Here is a 20,856-nt window from a genome sequence, read left to right as displayed (position 1 = left end):
GACGAGCGTGGTGGTCCCACCGGTCTCCCGGCGGGACCACCACGGTCAGGTGACGTCGTCGTAACCGTTCAGCCGCTTCGTACCGCCGCTGTCCGGCCGCTCGGAAAGAGCGGGCGGCGCCGAGACGGGTTCGATCTCGCCGACGGCCTCCGGGGTCAGATCCAGGTCCGAGGCCTCGTCGTCGCCGGGCCCCATGGCCTCGCGCCGTCCCTTGCGGCGGTCGTTCAGGAGCGAGATCGCCGTGGCGACGAAGTACAGCACCCAGATCGGCACCGCCAGACCCATCATGGTGAGCGGGTCGGTGCTGGGCGTGGCCACCGCGGAGAACACGGTGATGCCCATGATCATGGCTCGCCACCAGCTGGCCATCCGCTTGCCGGTGATGACCCCGCCGAGGTTGAGCATCACCAGCAGCAGCGGCAGCTCGAAGGCCAGACCGAAGACCACGACCATGCGGGTGATCAGATCGAGCAGATCATCCAGCGGAAGCTGGTTGTCCAGGTTGGCGGGCGAGAAGTCCAGCAGGACGACCGCCATCGTCGGCAGCGTCGTGTACGCGAAGAAGCCACCGGCCAGGAAGAGCGGGAAGCCCGCCGCCACGAAGGCGAGCGAGTACTTCTTCTCCGCCTTGTGCAGCCCCGGGGCGACGAACGCCCACAGCTGGTAGAGCCAGATCGGTGAGGAGACCACGACACCGGCCGTCAGGGAGACCTTCAGCGCCAGGGTGAAGGGAGTCAGCAGACCATTCAGGACAATGCGGGCACAGGGGCCGCCGTCCTGCTTGGCCAGCTCCGTGAAGCTCGCTTCGCATCCGACCGACTTCAGGATGGGGTCGGTGAAGAACTCGATGATGTCCTTGTAGAAGAACGCGGAGACGAGCGTCACGACGACGATCGCCACCAGCGCCTTGGCGAGCCTGTTGCGCAGCTCACGCAGGTGCTCCACCAGGGGCATCCGCCCCTCGGGATCGGTCTCCTTTTTGCGGGCAGACTTAAGCAACCCACGTCCTCATCTCGTGCGGCGGGCGGCCGGCGACAACGCTACCCGCTTCGGCCCAGGTGTCAGCGCTTGGTGGTCGAGTCCGTCGGCTCGGTCACCGGGCGCGCGCTGGTCACATCTCCGGGCGCGGCCTGGATCGTACGCGGCACGACGTGGTCCTGAGCGGTCTCGTCGCCCTTCGGCTCCGCGGGGGCCGTCTGCTGGCCCTCCGACTTCATCGCCTTGGCCTCGCTCTTGAGGATACGGGCCGACTTGCCGAGCGAACGCGCCATGTCGGGAAGCTTCTTCGCGCCGAACAGCAGGACGATCACGACGAGGATGAGAATGATCTCGGTGGGACCGAGCCTTCCGAACATAAGCTTTTACCTTCTCACCGAGGCGGCATGGGAGGGGCCCGCACAGATTCGGCCGGACTCTTGTCCGACGTGGTTGCGCAGGGATCGTAACGCGCAGGGGTGAACACGGGGCAATCCCTGTGCGTACTTCCGTCGGCGGCCCGCGCCTCGCTCCCGGGGCCACGCTGTGCAGCGTACCCCGCAATTTGGCCGGTGAGCAGGGGGCGTCGCTACCTCAGCGTCTCGCCCGTGGTGGCGAGCCGGGTCGCCGCGCGCTCCAGGTCCTCGGCGGCCCGGTTGATCGTCTCGGTGGTGCTGGCGACCTGACGGCCGAGCCGCTGGGCTTCCACGAAGACGCGGACGGCCAAAACGCCGAGCACGGCGATACCACAGAACCCCAGGGCGATGGCGAGCATGGGCCAGAACATGGGCAGAGCCTAGACCGTTCGAGGAAGTGGGGTTTCGGGACGAGCTTCGGGGACGTCGTTCAGGGCGTGGAGTGGAGCCGCAGCGTGCGCACCCCGCCGCCGGTGAGGAGTTCGACGATCCGCTCCCCCGCGGGCTTGCGCACCATGGCCTCGCACTCGGGACAGGTGAAGGAGTAGAAGGTGGTCTTGGCGCTGGCGCCGATCGCCAGGCGCAGGGCGCCCGCGGAGAGTTCGAAGCGGGCCCGGCACTCGGGACAGGCCGCCTTGAAGAGCACCGGAGCGACGGTCGAAAGTCCGGACAGCCCAGCTATGGTCGACATTGCGCGTGGTTCTCCTCGTCCTCGGCCGTTCACCGGTGGTCGTCATAGGCCGCGAGCGCCTCGCCCGCCGCCAGCCGCGCGCTCTCGGCCAGCTCCGGCGGCGAGACGATGCGTCCGTCCCCGCCGAGCCGCAGAGCCAGCCGTCTGAGCGAGGCGGGCGCGGGGGTGCGCAGCGTGATCCGCAGCCCGCCGTCGGGGAGTTCGACCGCGCTGTCGTGCGGGTAGTACTCCGCCACCCACCGGCCGCCCGGACCCACCTCGATCACCACCTCGGGGTCCTCGGCCGAGGGCTGCACCAGCCCTTCCGACAGATCCCTCAGCTCCAGCTCCGGGGGCGCGGCCGGTGCGTCAAGCAGCCTGATCTCGGCGACCCGGTCGAGGCGGAACGTACGCCGCGCCTCGGAGAGCCGGCACCAGGCCTCCATATAGGTGTGCCCCACGGCGAACAGCCGGATCGGGTCGACCTCACGCTCCGTCAGCTCGTCACGCGCCGGTGAGTAGTAGCGCAGCCACAACCGCCGACGCTCCGAGATGGCGCGGTCGACCTCGGCGAACACCCCGCCCTCGGACTCGAAGGTCACCGAGAGCCGGGAGCTCGCGCCCGCGGCCTCCCCGGCCGCCGTCTCCAGCTTGGCGGTGGCGCGCAGCAGCGCCTGCCGGTCGCCCTCGCGCAACCCCGGCAGGGTGGCGACGGCGCGGGCGGCGACGAGCAGCGCCGTGGCCTCGTCGGCCGCGAGCCGCAGCGGCTCGGCGACATCGTCGGGGTTGTGCCACCAGATGCGGTCGCCGTCGGTGTCGATGTCGAGCAGATCGCCGCCGCGGAAGCTGGTCCCGCACATGGGCAGCACATCGAGATCGGAGATCAGCTCGTCCTCGCTGATGCCGAAGGCGCGGGCGACATCGCTGACATGAGCGCCCGGGCGCTCCCGCAGATAGGTCACCAGCGAGAGCATCCGCCGGGTCTGGTCGATGGCGTTGGCTGCCATAGTTGTACGCGTCCCCCTCAGCCCTTGGCCACGGCGCGCAGCCGGTCCAGGACATCGGCCCGCAGATCCGCGGGCTCCAGTACGACCGCGTCCGGGCCGAACTCCACCAGCCAGGCGTCCAGCCCATGTCCGTAAGGGACTTCCAGCTCGTCCCAGCCGTCGCCCAGCTCCCGTGACGACAGCGCCTTGGCCCGCAGCGGATAGCCGCACCCCGAGCGCAGCTTGATCAGCGCGGAGCGCGTCGCGGTCTCCCCCGCCCAGCTCTCCACCGTCTCCCGTACGGTGACGACATCGGGTACGGGCGCGCTGAAGACACCCGCGCGGGAGCGGACCCGGCCGGTGATCCGGGAGAGCCTGAAGACCCGCTCGGCGCCGCGGTCCCGGTCCCAGCCGGCCAGATACCAGTGGCCGCGCCAGCACTCCAGCGTCCAGGGCTCCACCTGTCGCTGCTCCGGGCGGGCGGCATTGGCCTTGCGGTAGTCGAAGGCGACGGGACGCCGGTCGCGGCAGGCGAGCATCAGCGGTTCGAAGGCGGCCTCATGGACGGGGATACGGGGTTCGAGCGCGCCGTGGTGCGCCTCGTACGTGTCCTCCGCCTCCGGCATCCCGGCGGCGCGCAGCTTCTGCAGGGCGCCGCTCGCCGCGCCCGCCAGCCGCGCCTGCTGCCACACCTTGGCGGCAAGACCGAGGGCGGCGGCCTCCTCGGCGTCGAGGGTGATGGCGGGCAGCCGGTTGCTGTCGCGCCGGGCGAGATAGCCGGTGTCGCCGTCGAGGTTCTCCACCGTCTCGATGACCAGTCCGAGTTCGCGCAGATCATCCTTGTCCCGCTCGAACATCCGGTTGAACGAGTCGTCGGTGCCGGCCTCCAGATAGGCCTCGATGGAGCCCCGCAGCTCACGCTTGCTGAGCGGACGCCGGGTCCCGAGCAGACACAGCGCCAGATTCATCAGCCGCTCGGCCTTGGCAATGGCCATCGACGCCTCGCACCCCTCTTGATCGTGCCGCGCTCCCCGCTGACCGTACCGCCCCGGGGTGTCGCCGTAAAAGCCGAGGGCCCATGCCGGACAGCATGGGCCCTCGGGTGTCCGGAAGTGATCAGACAGCGACCAGGTCGCAGACGAAGATCAGCGCCTCACCGGGGGCGATCCGGCCGCCACCGGCGCCGCGCTCGCCGTACGCCAGGTGCGAGGGGATGATCAGCTGGCGACGGCCGCCGACCTTCATGCCCTGCACGCCCTCGTCCCAGCCCTTGATGACCTGGCCGGCGCCGAGCTGGAACTGGAGGGGGGTACCGCGGTTCCACGAGGAGTCGAACTCCTCACCGGTGGAGAACGCGACGCCCACGTAGTGGACGGACACGGAGTCGCCGGCCTTGGCCTCCGGGCCGTCGCCGACGACGATGTCCTTGATCTCCAGATCGGCCGGCGGCTCGCCACCCGGGAAGTCGACCTCGGGCTTGTCGATGCTCACTGAACTGCTCCTCTAAATGATGAACGGGGCAACCGGGACAGTCTTACACCTTCGCCAGGATGTCCACCGCGAAGACCAGCGTGGAGTTCTTCGGGATGCCCTGCTGCTCCTGGTTGCCGAAGGCCTGGTCCGGCGGGATCACGATGAGGACCCGGCTGCCCACCTTCTTGCCGACGATGCCCGTCTTGAGGCCCTTCAGCGTGAGCTGCGCCAGCGGGAAGGTCTGTGTGCGGCCGGTCTTGTACGTGCTGTCGAACTGCTTGCGGTCCTTCCAGATGTACGCGGCGTAGTTCAGCACGACGGTGTCCGAGTCCTTGACGATCTCGCCGTCGCTCTCCAGCACATAGTTGGAGACGAGCTTCTTGGGCGGGTCGCTCTTCGGGACGGTGACGGTCGGCTCCTTGCCGTCGTCGTTCGTCCCGACCTTGGGCAGGTCGATGTTGTCCTGTGCGACCGCGGTCCCCTTGGCCGAGGCCGGGACCTGGGTGGACTTCAGAATGTCGACGACGAAGACGAGCGTGGAGTTGGGCTTGATGTCGCCCTGGCCCTGGGCGCCGTAGCCGAGCTCCGGCGGAATGCCCAGCTCGACGCGGCTGCCGACCTTCTGGCCTTCCAGACCCTGGTCCCAGCCCTTGATGACCATGCCGGCCCCGACGGTCAGATCGAATGGCTGCTTCCGGTCGAAGCTGTTGTCGAACGGCTTATCGGAGTCCCAGCTCTGGCCCAGATAGTTGACCTGGATCGCATCGCCCTTCTTGACCGTGGCTCCGTCACCCTTGCTGAGGACATCGACCTTCAGCTCCTTGGGCGGCGTGCCCTCCCCCTTGTCGAGGGTCGGCTTCTGACCGAACTTGGCACCCGAGCTGATCGTGGGAAGCCCGTTCTTGGACGAGGTGGAGTCGGAGCCTCCATCGCTGCCACAGGCCGCTGTCGACAACAGCAGCAAGGGGACGACGATGAGGCCGGCGAGTCGGCGCACGTGTTCCTCAGATCTCAGACGGCACAGTAGTTGCCCGCCACTCTAAGGCGTGCCGAGGGCCCCGTACGCGATACGTACGGGGCCCTCCTCACATTCCACCAATGCGTGTGTCCCCGGCGGCTCACATACCGGCGATCAGTTTCTCCACCCGCTCGTCCACCGAACGGAACGGGTCTTTGCAGAGCACCGTGCGCTGTGCCTGGTCATTGAGCTTGAGATGCACCCAGTCGACGGTGAAGTCCCTGCGCTGCTCCTGGGCCCGGCGGATGAAGTCGCCGCGCAGCCGGGCCCTGGTGGTCTGCGGGGGCACCGACTTGCCCTCGAAGATCTTCATGTCGTTGCAGATGCGCGCGGCCTGGCCCTTCTTCTCCAGTAGGTAGTAGAGACCCCGGCGGCGGTGGATGTCGTGATAGGCGAGGTCTATCTGAGCGACCCTCGGATGCGACATCGTCATATTGTGCTTGGCTCGGTACCGCTCGATGAGCTGGTACTTCATGACCCAGTCGATCTCGGTGCCGATACGGTCGAGATCCTCGGCCTCGATCGCGTCGAGCGTGCGGCCCCAGAGTTCCAGGACCTGGTCGACGGTGCCGGTGCGGATGCCCCGGCGCTCCACGAAGTCGACGGCCTTCTCGTAGTACTCGCGCTGGACCTCCAGGGCGGAGGCCTCGCGGCCGCTCGCCAGGCGCACCTTACGCTGGCCGGTGAGGTCATGGCTGACCTCGCGGATCGCCCGGATCGGGTTCTCCAGCGTGAGATCGCGCATCACCGTGCCCGCCTCGATCATGCGCAGGACGAGATCGGTGGCGCCGACCTTGAGCAGCATGGTCGTCTCGGACATGTTCGAGTCGCCGACGATGACATGGAGCCGGCGGTAGCGCTCCGCGTCCGCGTGGGGTTCGTCACGGGTGTTGATGATCGGACGGGAGCGGGTGGTGGCGGAGCTGACGCCTTCCCAGATGTGCTCCGCGCGCTGGCTGACGCAGTAGACCGCGCCCCGCGGGGTCTGGAGTACCTTGCCGGCGCCGCAGAGCAGCTGACGGGTGACGAGGAAGGGGATGAGGATGTCCGCGAGCCGGGAGAACTCCCCGTGCCGGGCGACGAGATAGTTCTCGTGGCAGCCGTAGGAGTTTCCCGCAGAATCGGTGTTGTTCTTGAAGAGATAGACGTCGCCCGCGATTCCCTCCTCGTGCAGGCGGCGTTCGGCGTCGACGAGCAGCCCCTCCAGAATGCGCTCGCCCGCCTTGTCGTGCGTGACCAGCTCGGAGATGTTGTCGCATTCGGGAGTTGCGTATTCCGGATGCGAACCCACGTCGAGGTAGAGACGGGCGCCGTTCCGCAGGAAGACATTGCTGCTGCGGCCCCATGAGACAACACGGCGGAAGAGGTAGCGCGCCACTTCGTCAGGTGACAGTCGGCGCTGTCCCCTGAACGTGCACGTGACGCCGTACTCGTTCTCCAGCCCGAAAATGCGGCGGTCCATGTCTGAACATTACGCCTGATGACCAGAGCTGAAACCGGGTTGGGCCGCACCGCTTCGATCATTTTCCGTCCGGATGGTGGCATCCGAAGGGCCGGTGGGAGCCTTGAGGACCCGCTGGGTGACCAGCAGTACCAGCAGCGCGGCGAAACCGCCGGCCCCCGCCACCGCGAAGCTCGCGGAGGTGCCGCTGTGCTCGACGGCCGGGCCCGCGACACCGGTGCCGAGCGCGGCTCCGACACCGAACGTGGTGACGAGCCAGGAGAACGCCTCGGTGACCGTGCCGCGCGGGGCGTGCCGGTCGACGACGATGAAGGCGCAGGCCAGCGCGGGTGCGAGAAAGACCCCGGCGAGGGCGGACAGCGCGGTCATGGCGACCACACCGGGGGTGAGCGTCAGCGGGAGGTAGCAGAGGGCCAGCAGGGCGACGATGCCTCGCAGACGGCGCTCGGGAACCCCGGTCCACTGCCGCGAACCGTAGACCGTGCCGCCGATCAGCGCGCCGAGTCCGAGGGCGGCCATCAGCCAGCCGTACACGGACTCGTCGCCGTGGTCGTCGGCGTAGGCGACGCCCGCGACGGTGATGGAGCCGAGGGCCATGCCGATGAAGAGGAACGCGCCGAGGAGGGCGAGCAGCCCCGGCGAGCGCAGGGCGCCGAGCCAGTGCGCCTGACGGGGCGCGGAGCGCCAGGCCCGGGAGGGCTTGGACACGACGACGGAGAGCGCGCCGAGTACACCGATCACGTTGATCACGAGCAGCGCGGCGGCCGGGGACCAGAGCGCGACCAGCAGGGTGACGAGGAGCGGGCCGACCGTGAACATGACCTCCTGGGCCACGGCGTCCATCGCGTACGCCCGGTGCACCCGGTCCTCCCGGCCCAGAACGCTCGGCCACAACGCGCGCAGTCCGCCCTCAAGCGGCGGGGTGAACAGGCCCGCGAGCGCCACGGCCGGGTACGCGAGGGCCGGCGTCCCCGTTCCGACCGCCGCGAAGAGCACCATGCCGAGGGCCGAGACCAGCGCCGCGGGGAGCTGCACGCGGGGCTGTCCGAACAGGTCCACGGCCCGGCCCAGCAGCGGCTGGCCGATGGCCGTGGTGATGCCGTAGAGCGCCGTGAGCACCCCGGCCAGCGTGTAGCTGCCGCCCTCGGCGCGGATGAACAGGACGATCGCGATATGGCCCGTGGCGCTCGGCAGCCTGCCCACCAGCGTGCCGGCGAGCAGCCGTGCGGCGCTCGGCGCCTTGAGTATGTCCAGGTACCCCGTGGCCATGTCGCCCCCTGTTTCCGTCGGCTCGTCCCGGGGCCAGCCCTCCGGCCCCGTCCGAGGTTTTACGTATAACGTCCAGCGCCATACGTACCATGTGCGCAGTCCGCGGGTCCACCGCGATTCGCACCGCGCGACGGAGAACGGCAGTCATGACAGAGCAGTCCGCCAGGCCCACCAGCAAGGACGTGGCGCGCGCCGCGGGCGTGTCCCAGGCCACGGTCTCGCTCGTCCTCGGCGACAAGTGGCGGGGCAGGGTCTCGGAGCGGACCGCCGCGCTGGTGCGGGACGCGGCGCGCGCCCTGGGCTACCGGCCCAATCTCGCGGCCCGCAATCTGCGGCTCGGCACCACCAGAACGGCGCTCCTGGTCGTGCCCGCGCTCACCAACGAGTTCTTCGCCCGCGTCTACACGGGAGCGGCCGAGGTCGCCGCGGAGCATGGCTTCGGGGTCGTCCTCTACCCCTCACCGGCCGGGGTGGGCCCCGCCAAGGACCCCTTCGCCTCGGCGCGGGCCGCGCTGGACGGGGTGATCGCCTCCTCGATGGCGACCGGCGCGCTCGACGCGATCCGCGGCGCGGACGGCGCGGATCTGCCGCTGGTGATGCTCGACAGCGATCCGGCGGCGCCCGGAGCCGCCGCCCGGGTGAATCTGGACATCGCCGACGGCATGCGGCAGATCGCCGGACACCTGCTGGGTCTCGGCCACCGGCGGCTGCTCCATCTCTCCTCCGCCGTGGCCTCGTGGACCTTCGACGTACGGGCGGCGGCACTGGCCCAGACGGTACGGGGGGTGCCGGACGCGACCGTGCGCACGGTCCCCGCGCCGCTGGAGGTGAATGCCGGGCGGGAGGCGGTCGAGCGCGCCCTCAGCGCCCCCGGGGCCCGGCCGACGGCGCTGGTGTGCGACGACGACATCCTGGCCGCGGGCGCCTGCAAGGCCGTACGGCGGCTCGGGCTGCGGGTGCCGGAGGACATCTCGGTGAGCGGCTTCGACGATCTGGCGCTCGCGACGGCGGTCGAGCCGGAGCTGACGACGGTACGGCTGCCCGCCGAGCTGGTGGGCGAGCGCGGGATGTCGGCCCTGCTGGCGGTCCTGGACGGCCGTCGGCCTCAGACCGGCGACCTGCCGGTCTCGCTGGTGGTCCGGGACTCCACGGCGCCCCCGCCGCCCGCACGGCCCCTCCCGTGACGCGTCCGGCGCCCGTCCGGTGACACCGCCGGCGCCATGACGAGGCCCCGGCGCGCGCGAGCGCGTCGGGGCCTGCCGAGACGTTTCCGCCGGGGCTACTCGTCGGTGTCCTCTCCGTCCGGCTTGCCGCTGCCCTTGCCCTCGGACGCCTTGGGCTCGGGCTTCTCGGTGGTCTCCGGCGCCTCCGGCGGTTCCGAGGGCGTCTTGGCCGGGGCGGGGGTGGCGCCGCCGTCCGGCTCCTCGGTGTCCGACGGCGCGTCCGTCGGCGTGGACGCCGCGCCGTCAGCCTCCAGCAGCCGGGAGAGCTGACGGCCCACGATCCGCTTGAACTTGCGCTGCTGCGGTCGCGTACGGTCCAGGACCGCCACCTCAAGCCGCTCGGCGGGGATCTCCCGCTCGCCGCCGTTGGTGTCCCTGGAGAGCGCCTGGACGGCCAGCTTCAGGGCCTCGGCGAGCGACATGCCATCGCGGTGCCGCTGGTCCAGATAGGAGCTGATCTGCTCCGAACTGCCCCCGACCGCGACCGAGCCGTGCTCATCCACGATCGAGCCGTCGTGGGGCAGCCGGTAGATCTGGTCGCCGTCCGGTGTGGCGCCCACCTCGGCGACCACCAGCTCCACCTCGTACGGCTTCTCACCCGCGCTGGAGAAGATCGTGCCGAGCGTCTGGGCGTAGACATTGGCGAGACCGCGGGCGGTCACATCGTCGCGGTCGTAGGTGAAGCCGCGCAGATCCGCGTAGCGCACCCCGCCGATGCGCAGATTCTCGTACTCGTTGTACTTGCCGGCGGCCGCGAACCCGATCCGGTCGTAGATCTCGCTGAACTTGTGAAGTGCTCGGGACGGGTTCTCGCCGACGAAGACAATGCCGTCGGCGTACTGCAGCACGACGAGGCTGCGGCCGCGAGCGATGCCCTTGCGGGCGTATTCCGCCCGGTCGGCCATGGCCTGCTGGGGTGAGACATAGAACGGCGTCGACACCGGCTATCCGTCCCTTTCTGTCAGAGGCATGTTTATTCAGAAGAGAGCGGCATCAGAGCAGCGCGGCGCGCGGGCCGTCGGGCTGCTCCAGCCGGCGCTCCAGGATCGAGCGGGCGGTCTCGGCGGATTCCGTGTCGGTCAGCTTCCGGAAGCCGTCCTCGGTGATGACGGTGACGATCGGAAAGATCCGGCGGGCCACATCGGGACCCCCCGTCGCCGAGTCGTCGTCCGCGGCGTCGTAGAGCGCCTGGACGACCAGGGTGATGGCCTGCTCCTCGGTCAGATCCTCGCGGTAGAGCTTCTTCATCGCGCCACGGGCGAAGATCGAGCCGGATCCGGTGGACGCGAAGCCCACCTCCTCGGAACGGCCGCCCGTCACGTCGTACGAGAAGATGCGGCCCTTCGCGCGGTCGACGTCCCAGCCCGCGAAGAGAGGGACGACGGCCAGACCCTGCATGGCCATGGCCAGATTGCTGCGGATCATCGTGGAGAGCCGGTTGGCCTTGCCCTCCAGGGAGAGCTGGGCTCCTTCGACCTTCTCGAAGTGCTCCAGCTCCAGTTGGAAGAGCTTGACCATCTCCACGGCGAGACCCGCGGTGCCCGCGATGCCGACGGCCGAGTACTCGTCGGCCGGGAACACCTTCTCGATGTCGCGCTGGGCGATCATGTTGCCCATCGTCGCGCGCCGGTCACCGGCGAGCACCACGCCCCCGGGGAAGCTGACCGCGACGATCGTCGTCCCGTGCGGCGCCTCGATGGCGCCTTGGAGCGGCGGCAGCGAGCGCTTGCCGGGCAGCAAGTCCGGCGAGTGGTGGGACAGGAAGTCCATGAACGAGGACGAGCCGGGCGTCAGGAAGGGTGCCGGCAGACGCCCGGTGTTACGAGGGTTGGCTTCCACACGTTTCCTTCCGGGTGGGCGGCGGCCCGCCGCTCGCGCCGGGCCGATCTTAAGAACTGTGCACGGACCTTACCCGCGCCGCCGCGTGTCATCCGTCCCGGTGCGACCGGCTTTCACCGGCGCACCGGAACGGACAACCGCTGCTACTGGCCGCCCTTTTGGACGAAGGAGCGCACGAAGTCCTCGGCGTTCTCCTCAAGGACGTCGTCGATCTCGTCCAGGACGGAGTCCACGTCGTCGGACAATTTCTCCTGGCGCTCCTTGAGGTCCTCGGATGCCTGCGCCTCCTGCGCCTGCTCCTCGGTCTCCTCGGTGGAACGCGTCGCCTTCTGCTGTCCGCCGCCGGTGTCCTTGGTCGCCATAACCCTCACCCCGCTCGGTTCGCCCCGCTCGATGTGACCTACATGATCAGACCCTACAAGGAGGGTCCGACATCGGCCCCGCACTTCTGACAACGTCCGGGTACCACCTCGATCATTCCCGGACGGGGACCATTTCAGCCTCCGGACAGCACCCGGACCAGCTCCTCCGCCGTACGGCAGCGGTCGAGCAGCTCCTTGACGTGGTTCCGGGTGCCCCGCAGCGGCTCCAGAGTGGGCACACGCTGAAGCGAGTCACGGCCGGGCAGATCGAAGATGACCGAATCCCACGAGGCGGCCGCCACATCGTCCGCGTACTGCTCCAGGCACCGTCCCCGGAAATACGCCCTGGTGTCCTCCGGAGGCTTCGTCCTGGCCCGCTCGACGTCCTGGTCGTCTAGGAGCCGCCGCATCTTGCCACGGGCCACCAGACGGTTGTAGAGGCCCTTGGCGGGGCGTACGTCGGCGTACTGGAGGTCCACCAGGTGCAGCCGGGCCGCGTCCCAGTCCAGGTTGTCCCGGCGCCGGTAGCCCTCCAGGATCTCCCGCTTGGTGATCCAGTCGAGCTCGCCCGACAGACTCATCGGATCGTTCTCCAGCCGGTTGAGGGTGTCCTCCCAGCGGCCCAGGACGTCCTTGGTCTGCTCGTCGGCATCGACGCCGTACCGCTCCTCCACATACTTTCTGGCCAGCTCGTAGTACTCCATCTGGAGCTGGACAGCGGTGAGTGTCCGTCCGCTGCGGAGCGTGACCAGCCGGCCGAGTTCGGGGTCGTGCGAGACCTGGTGGAGCGTGCGGACCGGCTGGTCGACCGCGAGATCGACGTTGATGAAGCCGTCCTCGATCATCGAGAGGACGAGCGATGTCGTGCCGAGCTTGAGATAGGTCGAGATCTCCGACAGATTCGCGTCGCCGATGATCACATGCAGCCGGCGGTATTTCTCCGCGTCGGAATGCGGCTCGTCACGTGTATTGATGATGGGGCGCTTGAGCGTGGTCTCCAGGCCGACCTCGACCTCGAAATAGTCCGCGCGCTGGCTGATCTGGAAGCCGTGCTCATGTCCGTCCTGGCCGATACCGACCCGGCCCGCGCCGGTGACGACCTGCCGGGAGACGAAGAACGGCGTCAGATGGCGCACGATGTCCGAGAAGGGGGTTTCCCGCTTCATCAGATAGTTCTCGTGCGTGCCGTAGGACGCGCCCTTGTTGTCGGTGTTGTTCTTGTACAGATGGATCGGCTGGGCGCCCGGAAGCTGGGCCGCGCGTTCGGCGGCCTCGGCCATGATGCGCTCGCCCGCCTTGTCCCAGAGGACGGCGTCGCGCGGATTGGTGATCTCGGGAGAGCTGTATTCCGGGTGGGCGTGGTCCACGTACAGCCGCGCGCCATTCGTGAGAATCACATTCGCCAGGCCGATGTCCTCGTCGGTGAGCTGACTGGAATCGGCCGTCTCGCGGGCGAGGTCGAAGCCACGGGCATCCCGCAGCGGATTCTCTTCCTCGAAATCCCAGCGGGCACGTCGCGCCCGGTGCATCGCCGCCGCGTAGGCGTTGACGATCTGGGACGAGGTGAGCATGGCATTGGCGTTCGGGTGACCCGGAACGGAGATGCCGTACTCCGTCTCGATGCCCATTACTCGCCGTACGGTCATGCGGCCCTCCTTGCCCGGCGGCGCTCCCCTCCGGAAGCGCGGCTCAAGTACCGCTGTCTCTCCGTCGCGTATGCGTGTGCGGTGCCCGACCCCGCACTGCGCGACGCGGCGGTAGGAAAGAGCCTAGAACGCCTCTGCGCCGGTGGGGAGATCATTTCCGTCATTGGCCTGGTGTGGTGGAAGGTACGTGGAAAGCAACCGGCTGCGGATGCCCTTCCGGACATCCGCAGCCGGTCCGCGCTCTACAGGTACTGACCGGTGTTCGCCACCGTGTCGATGGAGCGTCCGGTGTCCGCGCCCTGCTTTCCGGTCACCAGGGTACGGATGAAGACAATCCGCTCGCCCTTCTTACCGGAGATACGGGCCCAGTCGTCCGGGTTCGTGGTGTTCGGCAGGTCCTCGTTCTCCTTGAACTCATCCACGCAAGCCTGGAGGAGATGGGAGACCCTGAGGCCCTTCTGGTCGTGGTCGAGGAATGCCTTGATGGCCATCTTCTTGGCCCGGTCGACAATGTTCTGGATCATCGCACCGGAGTTGAAGTCCTTGAAATACAGGACTTCCTTGTCGCCGTTCGCGTACGTGACCTCAAGGAAGCGGTTCTCCTCGGATTCCGCGTACATCTGCTCCACGACGGACTGGATCATCCCGTGAGCCGCGGACTCCTTGGAGCCGTTGTGCTCGGAGACGTCGTCCGCGTGCAGCGGCAGCGAGGACGTCAGATACTTCGCGAAGATGTCCTTCGCCGCCTCCGCGTCCGGACGCTCGATCTTGATCTTCACATCGAGCCGGCCGGGCCGCAGGATCGCGGGGTCGATCATGTCCTCGCGGTTGGAGGCGCCGATGACGATGACGTTCTCCAGGCCCTCCACACCGTCGATCTCGGCGAGCAGCTGGGGGACGATGGTGTTCTCCACGTCCGAGCTGACCCCGGATCCGCGGGTGCGGAAGAGGGACTCCATCTCGTCGAAGAAGACGATGACGGGCGTGCCCTCGCTCGCCTTCTCCCGGGCACGCTGGAAGACCAGGCGGATATGGCGCTCGGTCTCACCGACGTACTTGTTGAGGAGCTCGGGACCCTTGATGTTGAGGAAGTAGCTCTTCCCCGCCGGCCGGCCGGTCACCTCGGCGACCTTCTTGGCGAGGGAGTTCGCGACGGCCTTGGCGATCAGGGTCTTGCCGCAGCCGGGCGGGCCGTAGAGCAGGATGCCCTTCGGCGGTCGCAGTTCGTGCTCCTTGAAGAGGTCCGGGTGGAGGTACGGAAGCTCGACCGCGTCGCGGATCATCTCGATCTGGCCGCCCAGACCGCCGATCTTGTCGTAATCGACGTCCGGAACCTCTTCGAGGACAAGCTCCTCGACCTCGCTCTTGGGAACCACTTCATAGACATAGCCGGAGCGCGGTTCGAGCAGGAGGGCGTCGCCGGGACGGACGGTGATGTCCAGCAGCGGCTCGGCGAGCCGCACCACCCGTTCCTCGTCGGTGTGCCCGATCACCAGGGCGCGCTCGCCGTCCTCAAGGATCTCCTTGAGGGTGACGATGTCCCCGGCGCGCTCGAACTCCATGGCCTCGACCACATTGAGCGCCTCGTTGAGCATGACTTCCTGGCCGCGCCTGAGCTCGTCGAGCTCGACGCCGGGGCTGACATTCACCCGGAGCTTGCGGCCCCCGGTGAAGATATCGGCCGTGCCGTCCTCATTGGCCTGCAGAAAGACACCGAAGCCGGCCGGCGGCTGAGCGAGCCGGTCGACCTCCTCCTTGAGGGCCACGATCTGATCGCGGGCCTCACGCAGAGTATTGGCGAGCCGCTCGTTCTGTGCGGACACTCCGGCGAGATTCGTCTGCAACTCGACGATCCGCTCTTCGAGAATCCTCGTGTGCCGCGGAGAGTCGGCGAGCTTACGTCGCAGGACGGCGATTTCCTGCTCGAGATAGGCAACCTGGCCGGCTGGGTCTTCGGACCCCCGCCCGGGCCGGATGCCGCGGTTGATGTCGTCGTCGTGGGCTGCCACGGTCCTCACCTCCTCCAAGGGGAGCTGGACGCTTCCTGACCCTACCTGGGTGGGTGATGATTGAAACCCCTAGATCACAAAGACTGTCGGGGTAGGTCCGATCTTCACCCTTGCGCCCTCCCTCACGCCAGGGGAATACCCACCCAGGAACATCGGAAAGCTGTCGGTTGTATCGTCGAGGCGTTCAACACCCGTCAGGGCCGCCGCGACTTACTCCATAATGCGCTGCCCGGCGCGGTAAACGGCAGGAGAGATGACCGTGCAGCAGGAGGCTCCCACCGAAGGCGTCACCGACAACGGTGAGCCGCTGGAGGTCTGGATCGACCAGGACCTCTGCACCGGGGACGGGATCTGTGCGCAGTACGCCCCTGATGTGTTCGAGCTGGACATCGACGGGCTGGCCTATGTGAAGAGCCCGGACGACGAACTGCTCCAGGACCCGGGCGCGACCACACGCGTACCCCTGCCGCTGCTGCGCGACGTGGTGGACTCCGCCAGGGAGTGCCCCGGTGACTGCATTCATGTACGCCGGGTGACGGACCAGGTCGAGGTGTACGGCCCCGACGCGGCGTAACTCCCTGTCACGGCCCGTCTCATGGCGCCACCCGCGGTGATCTTTCACACACTCCGCGCGACGGGCCGCTCGCCGCGCACGAACGCGCCGTTCTGCCACCGCCAGGAGACACGCTGTTCCTCGTCGGGACAGCAGCTGGGCACCGTGGGGCCCGAGTAGCCGAGCAGCGTCGCGACGATCTCCCCGTCGCGTACCGCGAAGTCGGGGCCGACGGTGAGCTTGTCCTTCGGGTCCACCAGGGTCGCCACGATCCTGGCCGGCTCGCCCTCGTCGCCTGTCCTGGTCAGCACGTACACGCCGTTGGGCGGGGTGCCGGAGCCGGCCGCGCAGTGCACGACCGCCACGGTCTCCGGGTTGCCGTCCCCGTCGAGGTCGCCCGAGGCCTTCTTGGCCAGGGTCGTGCCGACGCCCCCGCACTCCAGCGGGAAGTCCACGCCGGAGGGGTCGGGGGCGGGCAGTGGGGCGCGGCCGGGGGCCGCGGTCTTCGGGGATCCCGAGCCCGACTGGGACGCCGTGGCGGCCCCGGGCTGGAGCAGACCGGCCAGGGCCACGACAGCGGCCATCGCGGTGGCCGTCGCGAGCCAGTGCACGGGGCGGGGCCGGGTGTGCGCGAGGTCCGGAACGTCGGAGAGCTGCACGCGGAGTGTCTCCTGTGAAGGCGGTACCGGCGGATAACCAACGGTGGGGGGAGGGAGACAGCATCGTGCCACACGTCACAACGCGGCGGAACAGCGGGGTCCGTAAGGCCAACGTAAAGAAAGCGCCGCCGAGTTCGTCCGTCGCGGACGGGAACTCGGCAGCGCTGTGGGCGGGTTCGGTCAGCCGCGCGTGCCTCCGCCGCTGGCGCTGCCCGGGCCGTCGTAGTCCTCGCCGTACGCGCCCTTGGCGGGACGGCGGCGGCGCAGCGGCGGCTCGACGCCGTCCGCGAGGCGGCGGGCGGTCACCAGGAATCCGGTGTGGCCGATCATCCGGTGGTCCGGGCGTACGGCGAGGCCCTCCACATGCCAGTTGCGGATCATCGACTCCCAGGCGGCAGGCTCGTTGAACGTGCCGAATTCCCTGATCGTCTCGACGGTGCGGGCGAGTTGTGTGGTCGTCGCGACATACGCGCAGAGGATGCCGCCGGGCACCAGCGCCTTGGAGACGGCCTCGACGCACTCCCAGGGGGCGAGCATGTCCAGGATCACGCGGTCGACGTCCGTGTCGGACAGATTGTCCTGAAGGTCACCGACCGTCAGCTGCCAGGCGGGGTGCGGCTCGCCGAAGTAGCGCTCCACGTTCTGCCGTGCGATGTCGGCGAAGTCCTGGCGGCGCTCGTAGGAGTGCAGCATGCCCTGGTCCCCGATGACGCGCAGCAGGAAGCTGCTGAGCGAGCCGGAGCCCACGCCCGCCTCGACGACGCGTGCGCCGGGAAAGATGTCGGCGAAGGCCAGGATCTGGCCGGCGTCCTTCGGATAGACCACCGCGGCGCCGCGGGGCATGGACAGGACATAGTCGGGGAGCAGGGGGCGCAGCGCGAGATAGGCGACGTTTCCCGTGGTACGGACAACACTGCCCTCGGGAGCACCGATCAGCTCATCGTGCGGGAAGGACCCTTTGTGGGTGTGGAAATTCTTCCCGGCTTCGAGCGTGAAGGTGTAGTGGCGTCCCTTGGGGTCGGTGAGCTGAACCTGGTCCCCGACCTTGAAGGGGCCGCGACGACGGGCGGCACCGGTCGGTTCGGACATGTTTGAAGCTTAGCCGCTTTTTCCGGGGTCCCGGTTCGCCCGGACGAGCGGCCCGCTGGTCCTCACTTCCCCTGCGGGCGGGCCATCGCGGCCACGAAGGCGCGCTCGACATCGGCGGTCGACAGGACGCCGTAGATCTCGCCCGTCTCCTCCAGCACCAGATACTCCGTCGCGGGGCTGGCCCTGAGCCGTTCGAGCAGGGCCTCCCCCGCCAGGTCCGCGGGGACCTTCATGCCGTCCGTGAGGTCCTGGGCGAGACCGCTGACGGCGACCCAGGGCCGACGGTGCTGGGGTACGCCGACGATCGCGGACTCCCGGACCAGGGCCGTCGGGTCGCCCTGGCCGTCGACGACGACCAGGGCCCGGGCGCCCGCCTCGTTGGCCCGGCGCAGCGCCTCGGAGAGCGGAGTGGAGGACTCGACCGGCACCGCGCGCCGGGTGAGGGCGCGGGCCTGGAGTTCGGGGAGGTGTTCGCGGAGCCTGGCCATCCGCAGGCTGTTGCCCGCGCCGGTCCAGATGATCGCCGCGAGGATGGCGGCGAGCAGCGCGTCGGTGACGGTCTCCATACCGCCGGCGTTCCTGGCGGAGGTGCCCAGGGCACCCGTACGGGTGAGGAGCGGCAGACCGATCAGCACGGCGACGGCGAGCGCCCGGCCGACCCAGGCGGCGGCGACGGTGCCGCTCATCGGCTTGCCCGTGATCTTCCAGACGACGGCGCGCAGCATCCGGCCGCCGTCCAGCGGAAGGCCGGGGAGCAGATTGAAGGCGGCGACGATCAGATTGGAGACCATGAGCCCCGCGAGCAGGACGCCGGGGACCGTACCGGGCTCGACGGCCAGCAGGCCGAGGTAGAAGATCCCCGAGAGCACCAGCGAGAGCAGCGGTCCGACGAACGCCAGGATGAATTCACGCCCCGGGGTCTCGGACTCCTTCTCGATCTCGGAGACGCCGCCGAAGAACTGGAGCTGGATCCGGCGCACCGGCAGCTTGAAGCGCAGCGCGGCGACCGTATGGGCCAGTTCATGGACGAGTACGGAGGCGTAGAAGGCGACGGCGAAGAAGAGCGCCAGCAGATAGCGGAGGCCGCCCAGCTGCGGGAGGATCCGTTCGAGCTGGCCACCGAAGATCCAGGTGATGAGCGCGGCCACCAGGAACCAGCTCGGGGCGACGTACACCGGCACGCCGAAGGGGCGGCCCATGAGAATGCCGCCGCCCGGGTCCTCACGGCGGGGTGGCTTGTCGTCGGGGCCCGTATCCCCCTTGCCGGGCGGCGACGGCTTGCTCTCGTCGCGCTCGTCGTCCTCTTTCACGGGTTCCCTTCGTCAGCAGCGTCGCTCGCTCGGTCATGCGGTGCGAGTGGCTCTGTGGTCGATGGTATTCGGATCGCTGTCGGTGTCGGGTCATAGGGTCTGCGTCATGAGTACGAGCCTGCCGCCCACTTCGCCCAGCACGCCGCCCACTTCGCCGCGGGACCGGGCGCCGATGTCGCTGTCGCCTTCGCGTGCGAGCGACTTCATGCAGTGTCCGCTGCTGTACCGCTTCCGCGTGATCGACAAGCTGCCGGAGAAGCCGAGCGAGGCGGCGACCCGTGGCACGCTCGTCCACGCCGTGCTGGAGCGGCTCTTCGACGCGCCGGCCGTGGAGCGTACGGCGCCGCGGGCCAAGGCGCTGATCCCCGGCCAGTGGGACCGGCTGCTGGAGTCCCGGCCCGAGCTGGCCGAGCTGTTCGCGGAGGACTCGGAGGGCGAGCGGCTGGCGGGCTGGCTGGCGGAGGCGGAGCGGCTGGTCGAGCGGTGGTTCTCGCTGGAGGACCCGACCCGGCTGGAGCCGGCCGAGCGGGAGCTCTTCGTCGAGACGGAGCTGGAGTCGGGGCTGCGGCTGCGCGGGGTGATCGACCGCGTCGATGTGGCACCTACGGGCGAGGTACGGATCGTCGACTACAAGACGGGCAAGGCCCCTCGTCCGGAGTACGCGGACGGGGCGCGGTTCCAGATGTCGTTCTACGCGCTGGTGATCTGGCGGCTGAAGCGGGTGGTGCCGCGCCGGCTCCAGCTGGTGTATCTGGGCAGCGGGGAGGTTGTCACGTACGACCCGGTGGAGGCCGATCTGGAGCGGGTGGAGCGCAAGCTGCTCGCGCTCTGGGAGGCGATCAGGCTGGCCACCGAGACGGGTGACTGGCGGCCGCGTCCCACGAAGCTGTGCGGCTGGTGCGACCACCAGGCGGTCTGTCCGGAATTCGGTGGTACGCCCCCCGTCTATCCGCTGACGATCGGCGTGCCGGGGTCCGCGTAGCCGCGCGCGGGCGCCCGTAGCGCCCGGCGGAGTCGTGGTGGGGCGGCCAGGGCAGAATGGGACCGGTCTAGTGAAGGAGTTCCCTGTGACTGTCCGCGTCCTACTGGTCGATGACCAGCCGCTGCTGCGCACCGGCTTCCGGATGATTCTGGAGGCCGAGCAGGACATCGCGGTCGTCGGCGAGGCCGGGGACGGCCTCCAGGCCATCGACCAGGTCCGCGCGCTACAGCCCGATGTGGTGCTGATGGACATCCGGATGCCCAGGATGGACGGGGTGGAGGCGACCCGCCAGATCACCGGCCCGGGCCGGGACGGTCCGGCGAAGGTGCTGGTGCTGACGACCTTCGATCTCGACGAGTACGTGGTGGAGGCGCTGCGCGCGGGGGCCAGCGGCTTTCTGCTCAAGGACGCGCCCGCCCATGAGCTGGTCCAGGCGATCCGGGTGGTCGCGGCGGGTGAGGCGATGCTGGCGCCCAGCATCACGCGCCGGCTGCTCGACAAGTACGCGGATCATCTGCCGTCCGGCGAGGAGCCGGTGCCCGACACGCTCCACACGCTGACCGAGCGCGAGGTCGAGGTGCTCAAGCTGGTCGCCCGGGGGCTGTCCAACGCGGAGATCGCCGCGGACCTCTTCGTCAGCGAGACCACGGTCAAGACGCATGTGGGTCATGTGCTGACCAAGCTGGGACTGCGCGACCGGGTGCAGGCCGCGGTGTACGCGTACGAGAGCGGGCTGGTGCGCCCCGGCGCGCAGTGACTACGGCGGCTCCCGGCCGCTGACCGCCGCCTCCCGAACAGCGGACCCGTCGCCTCCTGAACAGCGGACCGGCCGCGTGGGCGCCCCGCCGCGAACCGTGCTCAGCTCGCCTTCAGCCACGGCATCCACCACTGTCTCGGCGCACCGCTCGCCAGGCT

The 20,856-nt window shown here is 69.0% G+C and carries 22 protein-coding genes; 4 read left to right on the top strand and 18 right to left on the bottom strand.

What is annotated here, in order from left to right:
- Positions 1-45: 45 nt before the first annotated feature.
- The 10 genes from tatC to ABTZ59_RS05495 form a co-directional block, all read right to left on the bottom strand.
- On the bottom strand, positions 46-999 hold the full coding sequence (gene tatC, locus ABTZ59_RS05540) for a twin-arginine translocase subunit TatC (RefSeq protein WP_351391116.1): 954 nt from the start codon (positions 997-999) through the stop codon (positions 46-48).
- Positions 1,000-1,061: 62 nt separating this feature from the next.
- Positions 1,062-1,355, bottom strand: a complete 294-nt coding sequence (tatA, locus tag ABTZ59_RS05535; RefSeq protein WP_129772623.1) for a Sec-independent protein translocase subunit TatA — start codon at positions 1,353-1,355, stop codon at positions 1,062-1,064.
- A 209-nt stretch (positions 1,356-1,564) separates the two neighbouring features.
- Positions 1,565-1,762, bottom strand: coding sequence for a hypothetical protein (locus ABTZ59_RS05530; protein WP_351391112.1), 198 nt, complete (start codon positions 1,760-1,762; stop codon positions 1,565-1,567).
- 59 nt (positions 1,763-1,821) lie between these two features.
- The gene (locus ABTZ59_RS05525) at positions 1,822-2,082 is read right to left on the bottom strand and encodes a hypothetical protein (RefSeq protein WP_351391109.1); all 261 of its coding nucleotides are present in this window, start codon (positions 2,080-2,082) and stop codon (positions 1,822-1,824) included.
- A gap of 29 nt (positions 2,083-2,111) precedes the next feature.
- Complete coding sequence (locus ABTZ59_RS05520; RefSeq protein ID WP_351391106.1) at positions 2,112-3,068, bottom strand: helix-turn-helix transcriptional regulator; 957 nt, start codon at positions 3,066-3,068, stop codon at positions 2,112-2,114.
- 17 nt (positions 3,069-3,085) lie between these two features.
- Complete coding sequence (locus ABTZ59_RS05515) at positions 3,086-4,042, bottom strand: helix-turn-helix transcriptional regulator (RefSeq protein ID WP_351391103.1); 957 nt, start codon at positions 4,040-4,042, stop codon at positions 3,086-3,088.
- Between the two features lie 121 nt (positions 4,043-4,163).
- A complete protein-coding gene (locus ABTZ59_RS05510) occupies positions 4,164-4,538 on the bottom strand; it encodes an FKBP-type peptidyl-prolyl cis-trans isomerase (protein WP_351391100.1) in 375 nt (124 codons plus the stop codon).
- A gap of 43 nt (positions 4,539-4,581) precedes the next feature.
- Positions 4,582-5,517: an FKBP-type peptidyl-prolyl cis-trans isomerase gene (locus ABTZ59_RS05505; RefSeq protein ID WP_351391097.1), complete on the bottom strand. Its 936-nt coding sequence runs from the start codon at positions 5,515-5,517 to the stop codon at positions 4,582-4,584.
- Positions 5,518-5,638: 121 nt separating this feature from the next.
- The gene (gene pafA, locus ABTZ59_RS05500) at positions 5,639-7,000 is read right to left on the bottom strand and encodes a Pup--protein ligase (protein WP_030354603.1); all 1,362 of its coding nucleotides are present in this window, start codon (positions 6,998-7,000) and stop codon (positions 5,639-5,641) included.
- 9 nt (positions 7,001-7,009) lie between these two features.
- On the bottom strand, positions 7,010-8,269 hold the full coding sequence (locus ABTZ59_RS05495; RefSeq protein ID WP_351391093.1) for an MFS transporter: 1,260 nt from the start codon (positions 8,267-8,269) through the stop codon (positions 7,010-7,012).
- 146 nt (positions 8,270-8,415) lie between these two features.
- Between ABTZ59_RS05495 and ABTZ59_RS05490 the strand changes: the two genes are divergently transcribed.
- The gene (locus ABTZ59_RS05490) at positions 8,416-9,453 is read left to right on the top strand and encodes a LacI family DNA-binding transcriptional regulator (protein WP_351391089.1); all 1,038 of its coding nucleotides are present in this window, start codon (positions 8,416-8,418) and stop codon (positions 9,451-9,453) included.
- A 95-nt stretch (positions 9,454-9,548) separates the two neighbouring features.
- On the opposite strand, the gene prcA is transcribed toward ABTZ59_RS05490, so the two are convergent.
- The 5 genes from prcA to arc all read right to left on the bottom strand — a co-directional run bounded on the left by prcA (position 9,549) and on the right by arc (position 15,348).
- Entirely contained in the window at positions 9,549-10,433 is an 885-nt protein-coding gene (gene prcA / locus ABTZ59_RS05485; protein WP_351391086.1) for a proteasome subunit alpha, read from the bottom strand.
- 52 nt (positions 10,434-10,485) lie between these two features.
- The gene (prcB, locus tag ABTZ59_RS05480; protein ID WP_351391083.1) at positions 10,486-11,331 is read right to left on the bottom strand and encodes a proteasome subunit beta; all 846 of its coding nucleotides are present in this window, start codon (positions 11,329-11,331) and stop codon (positions 10,486-10,488) included.
- A 143-nt stretch (positions 11,332-11,474) separates the two neighbouring features.
- Positions 11,475-11,693 carry a ubiquitin-like protein Pup gene (locus ABTZ59_RS05475; protein ID WP_030754525.1) on the bottom strand — a complete coding sequence of 73 codons (219 nt, stop codon included), beginning with the start codon at positions 11,691-11,693 and terminating at the stop codon, positions 11,475-11,477.
- Positions 11,694-11,827: 134 nt separating this feature from the next.
- Positions 11,828-13,339: a depupylase/deamidase Dop gene (gene dop, locus ABTZ59_RS05470; protein ID WP_351391079.1), complete on the bottom strand. Its 1,512-nt coding sequence runs from the start codon at positions 13,337-13,339 to the stop codon at positions 11,828-11,830.
- A 242-nt stretch (positions 13,340-13,581) separates the two neighbouring features.
- Positions 13,582-15,348, bottom strand: coding sequence for a proteasome ATPase (gene arc, locus ABTZ59_RS05465; RefSeq protein WP_351391074.1), 1,767 nt, complete (start codon positions 15,346-15,348; stop codon positions 13,582-13,584).
- 253 nt (positions 15,349-15,601) lie between these two features.
- On the opposite strand from arc, the gene ABTZ59_RS05460 reads away from it, so the two are divergent.
- On the top strand, positions 15,602-15,922 hold the full coding sequence (locus ABTZ59_RS05460; RefSeq protein ID WP_351391071.1) for a ferredoxin: 321 nt from the start codon (positions 15,602-15,604) through the stop codon (positions 15,920-15,922).
- A 44-nt stretch (positions 15,923-15,966) separates the two neighbouring features.
- Here ABTZ59_RS05460 and ABTZ59_RS05455 read toward each other — a convergent pair whose 3' ends face one another.
- The 3 genes from ABTZ59_RS05455 to ABTZ59_RS05445 all read right to left on the bottom strand — a co-directional run bounded on the left by ABTZ59_RS05455 (position 15,967) and on the right by ABTZ59_RS05445 (position 18,959).
- Positions 15,967-16,560: a hypothetical protein gene (locus ABTZ59_RS05455; RefSeq protein WP_351391069.1), complete on the bottom strand. Its 594-nt coding sequence runs from the start codon at positions 16,558-16,560 to the stop codon at positions 15,967-15,969.
- A gap of 180 nt (positions 16,561-16,740) precedes the next feature.
- A complete protein-coding gene (locus ABTZ59_RS05450) occupies positions 16,741-17,649 on the bottom strand; it encodes a tRNA (adenine-N1)-methyltransferase (RefSeq protein WP_351391066.1) in 909 nt (302 codons plus the stop codon).
- A gap of 62 nt (positions 17,650-17,711) precedes the next feature.
- Positions 17,712-18,959 carry a site-2 protease family protein gene (locus tag ABTZ59_RS05445; RefSeq protein WP_351391063.1) on the bottom strand — a complete coding sequence of 416 codons (1,248 nt, stop codon included), beginning with the start codon at positions 18,957-18,959 and terminating at the stop codon, positions 17,712-17,714.
- Positions 18,960-19,065: 106 nt separating this feature from the next.
- On the opposite strand from ABTZ59_RS05445, the gene ABTZ59_RS05440 reads away from it, so the two are divergent.
- Entirely contained in the window at positions 19,066-19,941 is an 876-nt protein-coding gene (locus ABTZ59_RS05440) for a RecB family exonuclease (RefSeq protein ID WP_351391060.1), read from the top strand.
- Positions 19,942-20,026: 85 nt separating this feature from the next.
- Entirely contained in the window at positions 20,027-20,698 is a 672-nt protein-coding gene (locus ABTZ59_RS05435) for a response regulator (protein ID WP_351391057.1), read from the top strand.
- Positions 20,699-20,856: the final 158 nt, after the last annotated feature.

The organism is Streptomyces sp. NPDC094034, from assembly GCF_040303865.1.
Lineage (GTDB): Bacteria > Actinomycetota > Actinomycetes > Streptomycetales > Streptomycetaceae > Streptomyces.
The sequence above is the reverse complement of the archived record's forward strand: the minus strand, read 5'-3'. Positions and strand labels throughout refer to the sequence as shown.

Excerpts from the sequence above, each read along its gene's own strand:
- ABTZ59_RS05525 (WP_351391109.1), bottom strand. The coding sequence starts at position 2,082 with ATGTCGACCATAGCTGGGCTGTCCGGACTTTCGACCGTCGCTCCGGTG.
- ABTZ59_RS05530 (WP_351391112.1), bottom strand. The coding sequence starts at position 1,762 with ATGTTCTGGCCCATGCTCGCCATCGCCCTGGGGTTCTGTGGTATCGCC.
- tatA (WP_129772623.1), bottom strand. The coding sequence starts at position 1,355 with ATGTTCGGAAGGCTCGGTCCCACCGAGATCATTCTCATCCTCGTCGTG.
- ABTZ59_RS05475 (WP_030754525.1), bottom strand. The coding sequence starts at position 11,693 with ATGGCGACCAAGGACACCGGCGGCGGACAGCAGAAGGCGACGCGTTCC.
- ABTZ59_RS05460 (WP_351391071.1), top strand. The coding sequence starts at position 15,602 with ATGACCGTGCAGCAGGAGGCTCCCACCGAAGGCGTCACCGACAACGGT.
- pafA (WP_030354603.1), bottom strand. The coding sequence starts at position 7,000 with ATGGACCGCCGCATTTTCGGGCTGGAGAACGAGTACGGCGTCACGTGC.
- ABTZ59_RS05515 (WP_351391103.1), bottom strand. The coding sequence starts at position 4,042 with ATGGCCATTGCCAAGGCCGAGCGGCTGATGAATCTGGCGCTGTGTCTG.
- ABTZ59_RS05450 (WP_351391066.1), bottom strand. The coding sequence starts at position 17,649 with ATGTCCGAACCGACCGGTGCCGCCCGTCGTCGCGGCCCCTTCAAGGTC.
- ABTZ59_RS05520 (WP_351391106.1), bottom strand. The coding sequence starts at position 3,068 with ATGGCAGCCAACGCCATCGACCAGACCCGGCGGATGCTCTCGCTGGTG.
- dop (WP_351391079.1), bottom strand. The coding sequence starts at position 13,339 with ATGACCGTACGGCGAGTAATGGGCATCGAGACGGAGTACGGCATCTCC.
- ABTZ59_RS05440 (WP_351391060.1), top strand. The coding sequence starts at position 19,066 with ATGAGTACGAGCCTGCCGCCCACTTCGCCCAGCACGCCGCCCACTTCG.
- ABTZ59_RS05490 (WP_351391089.1), top strand. The coding sequence starts at position 8,416 with ATGACAGAGCAGTCCGCCAGGCCCACCAGCAAGGACGTGGCGCGCGCC.
- ABTZ59_RS05495 (WP_351391093.1), bottom strand. The coding sequence starts at position 8,269 with ATGGCCACGGGGTACCTGGACATACTCAAGGCGCCGAGCGCCGCACGG.